Genomic DNA, 13,723 nt, shown 5'->3' with positions numbered 1-13,723 from the left:
TCATTATGCACTATCCGGCCATGACCTACGCTTCGGATATGCCAGCAGCCTTCGCGGCGCTTGCCGTCAATCGGTGGCAGCACCGTATCGTTGACCTGCCCGCCGCAGCCGGGAACGACCTTCAGCGCCTGCCTCATATCCTTCGGATCATGCTGGAGAACGTGCTGCGCAATGCGGGCGAGGATGCTCCTCGGGCAAAGACGGCCATTCTGAACTGGTTGGAGAAGGGGCGGAGCGAGGAGGAGATCCCGTTTCTGCCGGGGCGCGTGCTGATGCACGACACCACCTGCGGCCCTGCCCTGGTGGATATCGCCGGCATGCGCGCCTCGCTGGCCGAGGCCGGGTGTGATCCGAGCCTGCTCAATCCCGTTTTGCCGGTCGATGTCTCGACGGACCATTCCCTGGGCGTCGATGTGTTCGGCACGCCGGATGCGCTCCAGCGCAACATGGAGCGGGAATACGACCGCAATGCCGAGCGCTACCGTTTCATGAAATGGGCCACGCGCACGCTGACTGGCGTGCGCATCCATCCGCCCGGCACCGGCATCATGCACACGCTCAATCTCGAGCGATTGGCGACTGTCGTCACCACGTCGGAGCGCGACGGCGTGTCCTGGGCCATGCCCGATACGCTCATCGGCACTGACAGCCATACGCCCATGATCAACGGCATCGGCGTGCTCGGCTGGGGCGTCGGCGGGTTGGAGGCGGAAAGCGTGTTTTTCGGCATGCCGGTGATGATCCGCGTGCCGGATGTAATCGGCGTTCGCCTTAACAATCGTCTGAAACAGGGCGTGCTCGCCACCGACCTCGCGCTCACCGTCACGGAGCGTCTGAGGCGTGTCGATCTGGCGGACCGTTTCGTCGAATTCTACGGCGAGGGTGTCTCCACGCTCTCGGCGGGCGACCGCGCCGTCATCGCTAACATGACACCGGAATTCGGCGCCAATTCCGGCTACTTCCCCATCGACGACCACACGCTGCAATATTTGCGCGAAACGGGCCGCACTGCCGAGCATGTTTGCCTCGTGGAGGAATACGCCAAGCGGCAGGGCCTGTGGTTCGACCCGAACGCCGCGCCGCGTTACACGGACACCGTCGAGATCGATCTCGAGGAGGTCGAGGTTAGCCTCGCCGGGCCGCGCCGCCCGCAGGATCGCATCCCTGCCAGTGCAACCGTCGAAGCTCTCGCGCCGATGCTTGCAGGCCGTAAAGCGGCTGAGGGGCAACCGGGCGACGGCTCGGTGGCGATTGCCGCCATCACGAGCTGCACCAACACATCCGATCCAAGGCTTCTCGTCGCCGCAGGTCTCGTCGCCCGCAAGGCGCGCAGCTTCGGTCTCACGCCACCCGCCTGGGTGAAGACGTCGCTGGCACCGGGCTCGCCCACAGCCGAGCGCTATCTTCGCCGCGCCGGATTGCTGGAGGATCTCGAAGCGATCGGCTTCGGCATCGTCGGTTATGGCTGCACGACCTGTATCGGCAATTCCGGTCCCCTGCCCGCGATCATCGAACAGGCCATGACGGAACGCGGCATCGTTCCGGTCGCCGTTCTGTCGGGCAACCGCAACTTCCCGGGCCGCGTTCACCCGCAATTGGAAGCGGGCTTCCTGGCCTCGCCGCCGCTCGTCGTCGCCTTCGCGCTGGCGGGTGATGTGAACCGCAACATCCTGACCGATCTGATTGCTCAAGCCTCCTCCGGCGAAGAGATCAGGCTGGCGGATCTCTGGCCGACCGGCGATGAGATCGATGCGGCTCTCGCCACGGCGATAAACGCGGGCGATTACGAGATCGCCTATGAGAAGGCCGAGGCCAGCGAAACCTGGCGCGTGCTCGATGCGCCCGCGACCGATCTCTTTCCGTGGAATCCGGGCTCGACCTATATCCGCCGCCCGCCGTTTGCGGGCTTCGGCAATGGCACGCTGCTCGGTTCTTATGCTGCGCATCCGCTGCTCGTGCTGGGCGACGACATCACGACTGATCACATCTCGCCCGCAGGGCAAATTCCGTCGGTCGGCGAGGCCGCCGAGTATCTCGTCGAACGTGGTGAGAACCGGCGCGACCTGAACGTGTTCGCGTCCCGTCGCGGCAATTGGGAAGCGATGATGCGCGGGTTGTTCACGAATAAGTCCGTGCGCAATCTTCTCGATCCACAGATCGCGCCGGGCTTCACGATTCATGTGGGATCGGGCGAGCATCTGCCGCTCTGGAAGGCCGCAGACCGCTATGCCCAGGAGGGCGCGTCCGTCGTTGTGGTGGCGGGCGAGCGCTATGGCATGGGCTCGTCGCGCGACTGGGCTGCGAAAGGCGTCTCGCTCTTCGGCGCAAGAGCCGTGCTGGCGTCGAGCTTCGAGCGCATTCATCGCTCGAACCTGATCGGCATGGGCATTCTGCCCTTACGTCTTCCGGCGGACCGGCATCCGAACGATCTTCACTTAAGTCCCAGCGATCAGATCGTCATCGATGCCGATCCGAGCCGCATCGCCCCGCGCTGTTCTGTGAATGTCACGATTCAGCGCGCATCGGGCGAGCGCGAAACGTTCCTTTCGACCGCCGCTATCGAGACTGGCCTCGAAGTCGAGATCCTGCGCGGTGGCGGCATCATTCCTCTCATTCTGCAGCGTGTCATCAACGCGGAGGCCACAAGCCGCGAAACGCCTGCACCCGAATTCACCGGCAGCGGTGGAAGCACACGGCGAAAGACCTCGCCGCATATCCGGCGCTAAGCGGCAACGCCCGCTTCGCGTTCACCATCTCACGCAACCTTAAAGGGAGGAAATCGTGAGCCATTTGACCAAAACCATCCGCGGCGTCGCCGTTGCAGCTTTGACGCTTGTCGCATCCTCTGCCTTCGCGCAGCAGGAATTGAAGATTATGGCGCCCGCCGGACCGGGCGGCGGCTGGGATTCGGCGGCCCGTTCCATTCAGCAGGTGCTGAGCCAGACGGGTCTCGCCAAAAGCGTGCAGGTGACCAACGTCACCGGCGCTGGCGGTACCGTGGGCCTTGCCCAGTTCGTCAACACGACGAAGGGCGATCCGAGCCAGCTCATGGTCAACGGCATCACCATGCTCGGCGCGATACTCACCAACAAGGCGCCAGTCAGCCTGGATCAGGTCACGCCGATTGCACGCTTGACGGGCGATCCGCTTGTAATCGTCGTGCCCGCCAACTCGCCGATCAAGTCCGTGAAGGAGCTGGCCGATGCGGCGAAGACCGACCCGGCGAAAGTCACCTGGGCCGGCGGTTCCGCCGGTGGCGCGGACCACATTCTCGCAGCCCTGTTCACCAAGGCTGCGGGCTCCGATCCGTCGAAGGTCAACTACATCGCATTCTCCGGCGGCGGCGAGGCCCTGGCGGCCATGCTCGGCGGCCGCGTGACGGCGGGCGTTTCGGGCTACGGCGAATTCGAAAGCCAGATCAAGGCCGGCAAGCTGCGTGCGCTCGCAATCTCGTCCGGCAAGCGTCTTGCCGGCGCCGACGTTCCCACCCTCAAGGAGCAAGGCATGGATGTGGAGGTCGTGAACTGGCGCGCCATCATGGCGGCCCCCGGCATCACGCCCGAGCAGAAGAAGACCCTCACCGACACGGTCGAGAAGCTGGTGAAGTCCAAGGAGTGGACCGAGACCCTGAAGCAGCGCGGCTGGGAGGACTTCTATCTCGCTGGCGATGCTTTCACCGCCTTCCTCAAGGAAGAGCAGGCCCGCGTGGGCGACATCCTGAAGTCCATCGGCCTCGTGAAGGCCTGATGACGATCCGGCTGGGAGGTCAGCGATCTCCCAGCCGATGCCTGCGCAATTTTGCGCGCGATGCTATACCTGACGGGAATCGCATAAAGGAAGAACGCTCATCCAAGGGCGAGGTCAGGGTTTTCAATGAGTGTCTCAGTCAGTGAACGCGCCCCCGGCAGCAAGCGGGAAATGACCGAGGGGCTGGCCGCGCAGATTCTCGACCATATCCGGGGATCGGGCCTTGCCGTCGGCGCCCATGTGACGGCGCAGGAACTGGCCGAGCGCTTCAGCGTCTCCCGCTTTCCCGTCGGCCAGGCCCTGCAGTTGCTTGCCACGAAAGGTGTTCTCACCCACGAGCGCAACCGCGGCTACTTCGTGTCGGCGGTGAAGGACACCTCGCCCGAAATCCTCGGCCTCGTGGTCAGGGACGATGCCTCCGAGATCTATTTCAGGATCGCCGAGGACCATCTCCATGGCCGCCTGCCTGATCCGGCTTCCGAGGCTTATCTCAAGGACACTTACAGGGCCACGAAGGCGCAGCTGAACGCTGTCCTGAGTCGGATCGCCCAGGAAGGCTGGGCCGAGCGCCGGCCAGGGTATGGCTGGTCCTTCTCGCCCATGCTCACCACCCCTGAGAGCCTGGAGCAGACTTATCGCGTTCGCCTGGTTCTCGAACCGGCGGCTTTGCTGGAGCCGACCTACCACCTCGATTCCGAAACGGCCGCGCGCTGCCGCGAGGCGGAACTCCGGCTTCTCGGCGGCGCCATCGAGACCGACAGCGCCGATGCGCTCCATGAGCGCGGGGTGCGCTTTCACGAAGCCATCATCGGTGCGTCGGGGAATCCGTTCTTTCTGGAGGCTGTGCGGCGCATCAACCGCGTCCGGCGGCTGCTTTCCTATCGGTCGATGATCGACCGCAAGCGCTACCGCCAGCAATGCGAGGAGCATCTCCAGATTCTGGATCTCCTGGAGCAGGGTAGGAACGCGGAGGCCTCTCAGGCTTTACGCCGCCATCTGGAACACACGATCGAGAACCTGCAGCAGATCAGGCCGATCCTGGAGCGCTGATACCGCGCTCGTGTGAAGGTTCGAAATTAACCAAGGATCTCGAGGACGATCTGGCGAAGTTCTTCCCTGGAGAGACCGGAGGACTGGGGCTTGGCCGCAATCTTGGCCTGCGAAGCGATCTTCGAAGGCTGTGCCTTCTGCTGGGCATGAGTCGGTTGAACTGAAGTCGACATAAGAATTCCTTTGGCTGCTTGGGCTTGGCCGGGCAGCAATGAATAGGTTTGAAAGCGTCGAAGCGATGCAACGACGTGAATACGCCCGCTATGCGGACGCCAATGTGACAATCGATGGGAACGGAAAGCAGGCTCGGCGCTCGATCGGAGCTAAGGAGAGCAGGCCGAACATGTCGGTTGGAGTAACTCTATATGGATGATGATACGACGTATTGCAAGAAGAATTCAGAGTTGACGAAGAAAACCGTTTAGATGTTCGCTTTCACGGGAGGCTAAAAGGACACTTCCTTTCAGTGAATTTTCCGGGCTGCCGCCAGGCTTGCCAGTTGAACGGGGACCCCGCGTAAAAACTATTTTGCAGATATGCCTTGTATTCGCCCCAATAGGGCACTAGGTGTTCTTCATCGACATTTGGCCGGACAATCGGGCTGTTACGCCTTGGCATGCCAGGCGCACGTTCAGACACTCTCCCAAACATCGACGAACCGAGCCGAAGTCGTGCTGTTGCATACCTTCCAAGCTCACGTGCACTTGACGCATATACCTAAGGACATACCCATGATTTCGGGCACCGTAAAATTCTACAACGACCAAAAGGGCTTCGGCTTCATCCAGCCTGACAACGGCGACAAGGACGTGTTCGTCCACGCGACCGCTCTCGAGCGCGCTGGCATCCGCGGCCTCCGCGAAGGCCAGAAGGTCACCTTCGACACGGCTGAAGACCGTCGCTCCGGCAAGGTTGCCGTGAACAACATCCAGACGGCCTAATATCTCCGTCTTCCATCAGGCGGCGCAGAACCCTGCGCCGCTTGTCAAAGCCGCCCTTCGGGAGCGGCTTTTTTGTTTTCTGCTGAAGGATATTTCAATGGCCAAGGAAGAACTGATCACATTCGAAGGCGAAGTCGTCGAGATCCTGCCGGACGCCCGCTACCGCGTGAAGCTGGAGAGCGGCCATGAGATCATTGCCTACACGGCCGGCAAGATGAAGAAGAACCGCATCAAGACGCTCGCTGGCGACCGCGTCACCGTCGAGATGTCGCCCTACGATCTCGACAAGGGCAGGCTCATCTTCCGTCACAAGGACAGCGGAGCGGGTGGCCCGCGCCCGGCAGGCGCACGTCGTCCGCAGTTCCGCCGCCGGTAAGTGCTGTTCCAGCTGGGCAGTTCAGCCCAGAGAAGGTTCAATATGCCTGAAAAGACTTGGACGTTCGAGGCAGGCGACTTGGTGCCGGACTGGCTCATGCGCCAGACCAACTGCGTCTTGCGGTTCGGCCGGGACGCCATCGTCGTCGAAAGCAATAACGAGTTCCAGATCTACCCGGCCAGCGCCATGGATGTCGACGACACGATGGTCCTGGCCGAAATCATCGATCAGGACATCGATGCGGAAATCGAGCATACCCAACCGATCAAGGCTCATACCGCTCCCCGGTCGATGTCGCTCAATTGATCGAAGGCGGGAATGCGGTTGAGCATCCCCCCATCGAGGACCCTATGCGGACAAGCGGGCCTCATATCTGATTCGCCATTCCTCGATGGGCGTCTGCTGTGAAGAAGACACGATGCAGACACGGTCGAACGTCACGCTCATGTCTTGCAGTTCGTTCCGGAGAGCAGCGACAGCTTTCGCTTTCTCCGGACTTTCTGCGACTCCGTAAGCCAGGGAGATATGGGGCATGAAGGTCTCGACGCTTCCGACGCCGAAAATACTGATTGCCCTCTCCTTCAGCAGCTTCAGCTGCGGTGTCACGGGAAAGCGCACATAGAACGAGCGGTAATAAAGCTCGCTTTCCTCGACCGTCTCGACGGACGCCTCAAACGATTTCATCCCGTGGGCCGCCTGCTCCACGAGCAGCTTCAGCTCCTCGCAGCTTCTCGGCATGTCCTCCACGAGCGTCAGGTGCGGTTGAAAGACCGGGCTATCGAAACGCTTGGCGAGATCGCGCACGATGGCGGCGAAAACCTCTTCCTGCTCGGAGGGAGGCATCAGCCAAATGGAATGATAATCGCCGCTCATGTCATGCCTCGTCGTTGGTTTGAGCAACCTGCCTGTCAGTTATCGCTCTTGAGAGACCGCACGCTTCCCCGGTACACGAGGGGCGCCTCGATGATGGAGACGATGGGAGGGGCTTTGGGATCGGCCTGCCGTTGATCCAGAACGCTGACGATCTCGTTTGCGAGGATCTCTTCATCCTGATGGAAGGTCGTGAGCCTGTAGGCGCCCCAGCGCGTCGCGGGAATGCCGTCGAAGCCGATGACCGACAGGTTCTCGGGGATCGACAGGTTCAGCACATCGCGGGCGTAGTCCATCAATCCGAAGGCCATGAGATCGTTGACGCAGAACACCGCCTCGACATCATCCCCGGTCCCGAGCAGTAGCGAGGCCGCCGCCTGCCCCCCGTCGTAATCGGTATAGCCCGCCCGCTGGACCTTGACCTCGATGCCGTATTTCGCGGCCGCAGCGATGAAGCCTTCCTCACGCTCGATCAGATTGGGGCTGCCGACCGCCGAGGTGACGAGGCCGAGCTTGCGCATGCCCCGTGCGACGAAAACCTCGACCGCAATCTGCGCCGCACGCGCATTGTCGATGCGGATGTGATCCGGGCCGTGTTCGGTTCGTCCGACCACGATGAGCGGCTGGCCGTTGCGCTGCGCCAGCTCGACGAGGGATGAGGACGGCATGCCCGACAAAACGATGGTGGCCTCGGCCCGGTAGCGCAGAAGCGTGGAATGGGCGGCCCTGACCTCACCCTCACCGGAGCCCGTCGGAATGAGCACGGGCACGCTGCCGCGCTCGACGAGGCGCCGGGACAGGGCGGCGATCTGCTGCGTGCGGAACGGGCTTGCGGGATCGGAGGCGACGAGCCCCACGAGGCGGCTGCGATTGGCGAGAAGCCCGCGCGCCAGATCGTTGACCTCATAGCCGAGCTCCGCCGCCGCCTGCATCACCTTCTTGCGGGTCTCAGGCGCGATGCTCGCGCCCGGCGTGAAGGCCCGCGACACGGCGGACCGGGATACGCCTGCACGCTCCGCCACCATGTGGGCGCTGATGAAACCCTGCTGGGCCTCGGCAAGCTCGGTATCGATCTCCTGCATGGCGCGACTAATGCCCGACCTTGGAGAGCACATCCGACCGAAGGAATTTTTCGACGACGAACATGAAGGCAATCGAGGGAACGAGCAGGATCAGAGCCGTGATCGAGGCGATCTGATAATTGCCGCCGGAGCTTGCCGTGTAGAGCAAGAGTGGCAGGGTCGTCACGTCGGGAGCGCCGACGAAATAGGTGCCCGTGAACTCGTCGAGCGATTCCAGGAAGACGAAGATCGCGCTTGCCAGCAATCCCGGCGCGGCGATGGGAAGGGTGACATCCCAGAACCCGCGCAGGGCGCTGGCGCCCATGGAGCGGGCCGCTTCCTCGAGCTCACGGTCGATGGCGGAGAATGCCGCCGTCGCAATCCAGACAGCATAGACGAGCCCATGCGTGACGTGGACGAGAACCACACCGAGAATCGTGCCGTTGAGGCCGTATTGATAGAAGATGCGGGCGATGTTCACGTAGACCGGTAGGTTCGGGAAAGCCTGTGGGATCAGCAGCGCGAGCAGGATCAAGCCACGGAACGGCAGGCGAAGCCGCGCCAGCGCGTAACCCGCCGGAATGGCGAGACCGAGCGAAACGACCACCGTCAGAACGGCGATCAGCACGCTTGTCGCCAGGGAACCCATGGCGTTGCCACGGGGTGAGAAGACGCTGGCCCAGAACGAGAAGCCGTATTTCAGCGGCAGCACATGGGGAAAGTACCAGCGTTCTGCTACGGCCCACAGAAGCAGGTTCACCAGTGGGCCGAAGATGATGAAGGCCAGGAGGCCGAGCACGATTCCGCGCGGGATCCACTTCCAATCGAGGTGGGTGCTCATCGGGCGTGCTCCCTCATGGTCTGACGCAGATAGATGATGGCCGCCACGCTCGTCATGAGAAGCGAGATCAACCCCAAGGCATTGGCGACGCCGTAATCGCCGTGCGCGTTGATGCGGAAGGCCATGTTGGCGGTGATCATGGTGGGCGATTGAGCGTTGATCATGAGCGGCACGGACAGCACCGACATCATGGTGACGAAGCTGAGGATGAGGCCGACGAGAAGGGTCTGGCGCACTTGCGGCAGCACGATCTCGATGAGGATGCGGATGCGCTTCGCGCCGAGGTTGCGCGCGGCCTCGATGGTGCTGCGGTCGATGGAGGCCATGGCTCCCGCGAGCAGCAGCGTGACGAAGGGCGTCTGCTTCCACACGAAGGCTGTGACGATGCCGCGCCAGTCGAGAAAGCTTATGGCGGCCATCGGTGTCATGATTCCGGCCTCGATGAAGATGTTGTTCATCAATCCGTTCTTGGCGAGAAACGTCCGAAGGATCTGACCCACGACGATGAACGGAATGAAGAGCGGCCAGCGATAGATCCAGCGCAGGATCGCCACCGCCTTCGGGTTCGACCCGAGGGTGAGATAGCCGCCAATCATGATCGAGAACAGGCCGATAAGGGCGGAGGACAGAAGCACAATGACGAGTGTGAACACCATGTCGCTGCTGTAGAGCTCAAACGACTTGATGAAATTGCCGAAGCCGAATGCGCCGCCCACATCGAAAGCGCCGGTGATGGAGCTGATGAGCGGAACGATGAAAAGAAGAAGGACGATCGCCAGCGCCGGAGCGACGAGCAAGAATCCAATCAACGGAATCGGCATGGCAGATGAGCTTCCATGAGGCCGGCGGATGGACCGGCGACAAACCTGACGGGTGGAACTGGCCGGGAGAGCATTCCCTCCCGGCCATGACGCAGTCGTCTTAGTTGCTGACCTGACGCTCGTAAGCCTCGAGGATCGCCTTGTTGTAAGGCGCGATCGGGAACGGCTTGCCATACTTGGCGAGTTCTTCAGGCGAGATATCGGTGAACAGCTGCTGCCATGTCTCCTTGTCGAGATTGGCCTGGACGTGCTGCGCATCGATGCCGGGATACCAGTTGAAGCGCTTCACGATGCCTTCAGCCTGCACCTTCGGGCTCGTGGCGAGCGCCACGAACTTCTGGGCGAGATCGGTGTTCGCGCTCTTGGCCGGGATCACATAGTGCATCGGCTGGCCGGGCATGCCGGGAGACGGAAGAACGAGCTTCATCTCGGGCGGCAGCTGGCCCTTGGCCTTCCAGGAATAGAACATGTCCACCCAGACCGGCCCGATGGCGATCTCGCCACGGCTGAGCATGTCGAGCGTGCCGGCATTGCCGGGGGTCATCGTGGCGTTGCGGCTGAATTCCTTCAGCGAGGCGAAAGCCTTGTCCCAGTTCTTTTCCTGGCCCTCCTCAAAAGGACCGTTCATGAGCTTCTGTGCATCGCCGCCGCCGTAGGCATAGATCCAGCCCATGACGAAGCTGACGCCGGAAGCGCCGCCCTTGATGCCGTTATAGCCGAACTGCTTGGGGTTCTTTTTCGCGAACTCGACGAGCTCGTCGTAGCTCTTCGGCGGGTTGGGAACGAGGGCCGGGTTGTAGGCCAAAGCGGTCTGGCTGTTGAACATGGGCATGACATAGCCGTCCACGTTCGTGCCCAGAGCCATCTTGGCATTGTCGCGCGTCACCAGAGAGCCGCTCGGGATCTTGCTGCGATAAGCATCGAGGAATTTCTGCTCGACCATGGGGCCGACGAACTTCTCGTGTACCACGGCAACGTCGGCATCCCACTTGGCGACGCCGGCTTTGCTTTGCGCATCGAAGCGCTCGAGGATCTTCTGCGAGCCCGCATCGCCGGGGCCCGTGCCGACGACGCGCACCTTCGTGCCCGGGTTCTCCTTCTCGAAGAGGGGCCCGAGATATTCGTTCACGTAGTCGACCATGTTCTGGTCGCCTGCGGTGAGAACGGTGAGTTCCGCCGCAGCGAGCGGCGTGCAGAACAGGCCCGTTGCGAGCGTGGCTGCGATGAATTTAGACTTCATGTTTTCCTCCTTGGGGCGCACCTTGCAAGCTGCGCCCATCCAATGATCGCCGACGGTTGAGCCCGCCGGTCTATTGTTTTGGGAACAGGAACAAAGCCGCCTCGGGAATGCGGATCGTAACGCGCTTGCCAATCTCGAAATTGCGCGGCGCGTCGACGATGATATGCGACCCGCCCACGACGATTACATGACGCCAGAGGCCGCCCGGATAACTCGTCTGCTCGACGGTGCCGACCAGGGTCAGAGCACCTTCGTCGCGCAGGGAGGAAACATCGTTCTTCGCCTCGCTCAGCTCAACCGATTCCCCCCGGAAGCGGGCATTGATCGTGCCAGAGAGCTTGCGCCCTTGCGCGGACACTACAGCTGCGGAATTGAAAGGGCTTGCGGCGATCTCGATACGGTCGCCACTCGTTGAGCCTGAGAGTTCGAGAAGGTTCTCCGCGCCCATGAAAGCCGCCACGAAATCGGAGCCGGGCCGGTTATAGACCTCCTCGGGCGTTCCGACCTGCTCGATGGCGCCGTTGTTGAGAATTACGATGCGATCGGCCATCACCATGGCTTCCTCGCGGTCGTGCGTCACATGAACCGCCGTGATGCCGAGGCGGCGCTGCAGCGCGCTGATCTCATGGCGCACGGTCAGACGGATGCGCGCATCGAGATTGGACAAGGGCTCATCGAGAAGAAGGATGTCGGGCTGGATCGCCAGAGCTCTTCCTAGCGCCACGCGCTGGCGCTGGCCGCCGGAGAGATTGGCGGGCTTGCGCGCGCCGAACGCATCGAGCCCCAGGAGTTTCTTGATCTCCGTGACGCGCGTTTCGATCTCCGCCCTCGGTACCTTCCGCAGCTTGAGCCCGTAGCCGATATTCTGATCGACCGTCATATGCGGCCAGAGCGCGTAGGATTGGAACACCAGGGCCATGCCGCGCTTGTCCGGCGGCAGGTGGGTCACGTCCCGCCCATTGACGCGGATGGCGCCGGAGGCCGGGATGTTGAACCCTGCAATGCTGCGCAAAAGGGTCGTCTTCCCGCACCCTGAGGAACCGAGGAGTGCTACGAACTCACCCTTCTTGACGGCGAGGTTCACTCCTTTGAGGACTTCATGCTGTCCATAGAGAACACGGGCATCTGCTACTTCGAGAAAGGCGCTCAACGTTTCCTGCTCCTCAGCCTGGGCCCTCTTCGGGGCGTGATTGCACAGGCGTGCAAGGATTATGATCAGCTTCCGTAATGACTCGCAAGCGGGGCTAGACTAAGGTCTGATGACGTAAGAATTGTGAATGTCGAGGAGCGACGTCGGCGGCCCCATGCCAGAGGTTGCAGCATGAATGCTCGACAAAAGCGGCGACCTCGTAAAGATTGACCTTACGACAAACCCCAAAGCGCATGGGCGGATCTATCCGAGGGAAAGAGGGTAAGTCTTGATCAAGGTGAGCAGAGGAACAAGCTATCGTCCGGGCAGGCTGGCGCGGACGCTCGCAGCCGCCTTCGTCCTCGTTGCGGCCCTGACTGCCTGCGCATCCCCCAAGGGCGTGCTGCTGCCGGTTGCGGAATCGGCGCCGGGCGCGAGCAAGGTCGACATGCTCGTCGCCACGACGCGCATGCGGGCGGCCGATCCGGGCGAGTTCTTTTCCGGCGGCCGGGGGCCTCAACTGTCCTTTGCGGAATTCACCATTTCGGTTCCGCCCGAAGCCGCCCGCAAGGAGGGCGAGGTGCAATGGCCTCAGAGCGTGCCCGGCAATCCCGCCACCGACTTCGTGACGCTGAAGGCGAATGTGATCGACCGCAGCCAGGCTGTCGCATGGCTTGGCCGCAGCGTGCGGAATGTGCCCAAACGGCGCGTTCTCGTGTTCATCCACGGCTTCAACAACCGCTTCGATGACGCCGTCTTCCGTTTCGCCCAGATCGTTCACGATGCCGGAACGCCCGTGGTTCCCGTGCTGTTTACCTGGCCCTCGCGCGGCAGCGTGCTGGCTTACGGCTACGACCGCGAGAGCAACACCTATTCCCGCAACGCGCTCGAGAGCACGCTGCGAGCTTTGGCCCAGGCGCCCGATGTGGGCGAGATCTCGATCCTCGCGCATTCCATGGGCAACTGGGTGACGCTTGAAGCCCTGCGCCAGATGGCGATCCGCGACGGGCGCGTGGCGCCCAAGATCAAGAACGTGCTGCTGGCTGCGCCCGATGTGGATGTGGACCTGTTCCGCGAGTCGATTCTGGACATGGGCAAGGTGCATCCGAATTTCACGCTCTTCGTCTCCCAGGACGACCGCGCATTGGCGATCTCCCGACGCATCTGGGGTGACGCCGTGCGCCTCGGCGCCATCGATCCCGATCAGGAGCCCTATCGCAGCGCGTTGGAGCGTTCGGGCATGACCGTCGTGAACTTGTCCCAGCTTCGCACCGGCGATCCGCTGAACCACAGCAAGTTCGCCGAAAGCCCCGAAGTGGTGCAGATCATCGGCCGGCAATTGGCGTCGGGCCAGACACTGACGGATTCCCATGTCGGCATCGGAGACCGGATCATTCAGGTCACGGCGGGCGCCGCCGCAACAGTCGGCACGGCCGCGGGGCTTGCCGTTTCCGCGCCGGTCGCGATCGTCGATCCGCGAACCCGCGAGAACTTTCAGGGCCACGTCGAGAATCTCGGTGACGCGATATCGGGAACGGTTACGCCCTGAAGATCCGGAACCGCTATCTGCCCGATCATCGGATAGAGCGACCTGACCGCCCGCTGGAGGACCGGGATTCGGTGTTTTCCCGACCGCATTTCAGGTGT

The 13,723-nt window shown here is 62.2% G+C and carries 14 protein-coding genes; 7 read left to right on the top strand and 7 right to left on the bottom strand.

The annotated features are described in order from the left end of the window. Positions 1–38 precede the first annotated feature (38 nt). The 3 genes from acnA to ACXJKO_RS03400 all read left to right on the top strand — a co-directional run bounded on the left by acnA (position 39) and on the right by ACXJKO_RS03400 (position 4,797). Entirely contained in the window at positions 39–2,726 is a 2,688-nt protein-coding gene (gene acnA / locus ACXJKO_RS03410; protein WP_457089746.1) for an aconitate hydratase AcnA, read from the top strand. 55 nt (positions 2,727–2,781) lie between these two features. After that, a complete protein-coding gene (locus ACXJKO_RS03405) occupies positions 2,782–3,747 on the top strand; it encodes a Bug family tripartite tricarboxylate transporter substrate binding protein (protein WP_457089671.1) in 966 nt (321 codons plus the stop codon). 171 nt (positions 3,748–3,918) lie between these two features. Continuing rightward, complete coding sequence (locus tag ACXJKO_RS03400; RefSeq protein WP_457089670.1) at positions 3,919–4,797, top strand: GntR family transcriptional regulator; 879 nt, start codon at positions 3,919–3,921, stop codon at positions 4,795–4,797. 26 nt (positions 4,798–4,823) lie between these two features. On the opposite strand, the gene ACXJKO_RS03395 is transcribed toward ACXJKO_RS03400, so the two are convergent. Next, the gene (locus ACXJKO_RS03395) at positions 4,824–4,970 is read right to left on the bottom strand and encodes a hypothetical protein (protein ID WP_457089669.1); all 147 of its coding nucleotides are present in this window, start codon (positions 4,968–4,970) and stop codon (positions 4,824–4,826) included. Positions 4,971–5,528: 558 nt separating this feature from the next. Between ACXJKO_RS03395 and ACXJKO_RS03390 the strand changes: the two genes are divergently transcribed. The 3 genes from ACXJKO_RS03390 to ACXJKO_RS03380 all read left to right on the top strand — a co-directional run bounded on the left by ACXJKO_RS03390 (position 5,529) and on the right by ACXJKO_RS03380 (position 6,420). Continuing rightward, positions 5,529–5,738 carry a cold-shock protein gene (locus tag ACXJKO_RS03390; RefSeq protein WP_224315204.1) on the top strand — a complete coding sequence of 70 codons (210 nt, stop codon included), beginning with the start codon at positions 5,529–5,531 and terminating at the stop codon, positions 5,736–5,738. Between the two features lie 97 nt (positions 5,739–5,835). Continuing rightward, positions 5,836–6,114, top strand: a complete 279-nt coding sequence (gene infA, locus ACXJKO_RS03385) for a translation initiation factor IF-1 (RefSeq protein WP_457089668.1) — start codon at positions 5,836–5,838, stop codon at positions 6,112–6,114. A 42-nt stretch (positions 6,115–6,156) separates the two neighbouring features. Next, positions 6,157–6,420, top strand: coding sequence for a hypothetical protein (locus ACXJKO_RS03380; protein ID WP_457089667.1), 264 nt, complete (start codon positions 6,157–6,159; stop codon positions 6,418–6,420). A 42-nt stretch (positions 6,421–6,462) separates the two neighbouring features. Here ACXJKO_RS03380 and ACXJKO_RS03375 read toward each other — a convergent pair whose 3' ends face one another. From ACXJKO_RS03375 to ACXJKO_RS03350, 6 genes are all read right to left on the bottom strand, one after another. Further along, on the bottom strand, positions 6,463–6,987 hold the full coding sequence (locus ACXJKO_RS03375) for a 2'-5' RNA ligase family protein (RefSeq protein WP_457089666.1): 525 nt from the start codon (positions 6,985–6,987) through the stop codon (positions 6,463–6,465). Positions 6,988–7,022: 35 nt separating this feature from the next. Beyond that, entirely contained in the window at positions 7,023–8,066 is a 1,044-nt protein-coding gene (locus tag ACXJKO_RS03370; RefSeq protein ID WP_457089665.1) for a LacI family DNA-binding transcriptional regulator, read from the bottom strand. A 7-nt stretch (positions 8,067–8,073) separates the two neighbouring features. Then, positions 8,074–8,886, bottom strand: a complete 813-nt coding sequence (locus ACXJKO_RS03365; protein ID WP_457089664.1) for an ABC transporter permease — start codon at positions 8,884–8,886, stop codon at positions 8,074–8,076. After that, positions 8,883–9,707 (bottom strand): ABC transporter permease, encoded by an 825-nt coding sequence (locus ACXJKO_RS03360; RefSeq protein ID WP_457089663.1) that lies wholly within the window; start codon positions 9,705–9,707, stop codon positions 8,883–8,885. Before ACXJKO_RS03360 ends, ACXJKO_RS03365 begins: the two co-directional genes overlap by 4 nt. A gap of 100 nt (positions 9,708–9,807) precedes the next feature. After that, positions 9,808–10,947 (bottom strand): ABC transporter substrate-binding protein, encoded by a 1,140-nt coding sequence (locus ACXJKO_RS03355; RefSeq protein ID WP_457089662.1) that lies wholly within the window; start codon positions 10,945–10,947, stop codon positions 9,808–9,810. Positions 10,948–11,017: 70 nt separating this feature from the next. Then, positions 11,018–12,097 (bottom strand): ABC transporter ATP-binding protein, encoded by a 1,080-nt coding sequence (locus ACXJKO_RS03350; RefSeq protein ID WP_457089661.1) that lies wholly within the window; start codon positions 12,095–12,097, stop codon positions 11,018–11,020. A 277-nt stretch (positions 12,098–12,374) separates the two neighbouring features. Here ACXJKO_RS03350 and ACXJKO_RS03345 point away from each other — a divergent pair, with 277 nt between their 5' ends. Then, a complete protein-coding gene (locus ACXJKO_RS03345) occupies positions 12,375–13,625 on the top strand; it encodes an alpha/beta hydrolase (protein WP_457089745.1) in 1,251 nt (416 codons plus the stop codon). The last annotated feature ends 98 nt before the right edge of the window (positions 13,626–13,723 follow it).

It is taken from the genome of Microvirga sp. P5_D2 (assembly GCF_054049475.1).
Note: the sequence above shows the minus strand (reverse complement) of the source record. Positions and strands in the feature narration are given on the sequence as shown.

Bases quoted from the DNA above. Each gene is read 5' to 3' on its own strand.
- acnA (WP_457089746.1), top strand. From the start codon at position 39: ATGCCAGCAGCCTTCGCGGCGCTTGCCGTCAATCGGTGGCAGCACCGT.
- ACXJKO_RS03400 (WP_457089670.1), top strand. From the start codon at position 3,919: ATGACCGAGGGGCTGGCCGCGCAGATTCTCGACCATATCCGGGGATCG.
- ACXJKO_RS03395 (WP_457089669.1), bottom strand. From the start codon at position 4,970: ATGTCGACTTCAGTTCAACCGACTCATGCCCAGCAGAAGGCACAGCCT.
- ACXJKO_RS03390 (WP_224315204.1), top strand. From the start codon at position 5,529: ATGATTTCGGGCACCGTAAAATTCTACAACGACCAAAAGGGCTTCGGC.
- infA (WP_457089668.1), top strand. From the start codon at position 5,836: ATGGCCAAGGAAGAACTGATCACATTCGAAGGCGAAGTCGTCGAGATC.
- ACXJKO_RS03380 (WP_457089667.1), top strand. From the start codon at position 6,157: ATGCCTGAAAAGACTTGGACGTTCGAGGCAGGCGACTTGGTGCCGGAC.
- ACXJKO_RS03375 (WP_457089666.1), bottom strand. From the start codon at position 6,987: ATGAGCGGCGATTATCATTCCATTTGGCTGATGCCTCCCTCCGAGCAG.
- ACXJKO_RS03370 (WP_457089665.1), bottom strand. From the start codon at position 8,066: ATGCAGGAGATCGATACCGAGCTTGCCGAGGCCCAGCAGGGTTTCATC.
- ACXJKO_RS03365 (WP_457089664.1), bottom strand. From the start codon at position 8,886: ATGAGCACCCACCTCGATTGGAAGTGGATCCCGCGCGGAATCGTGCTC.
- ACXJKO_RS03360 (WP_457089663.1), bottom strand. From the start codon at position 9,707: ATGCCGATTCCGTTGATTGGATTCTTGCTCGTCGCTCCGGCGCTGGCG.
- ACXJKO_RS03355 (WP_457089662.1), bottom strand. From the start codon at position 10,947: ATGAAGTCTAAATTCATCGCAGCCACGCTCGCAACGGGCCTGTTCTGC.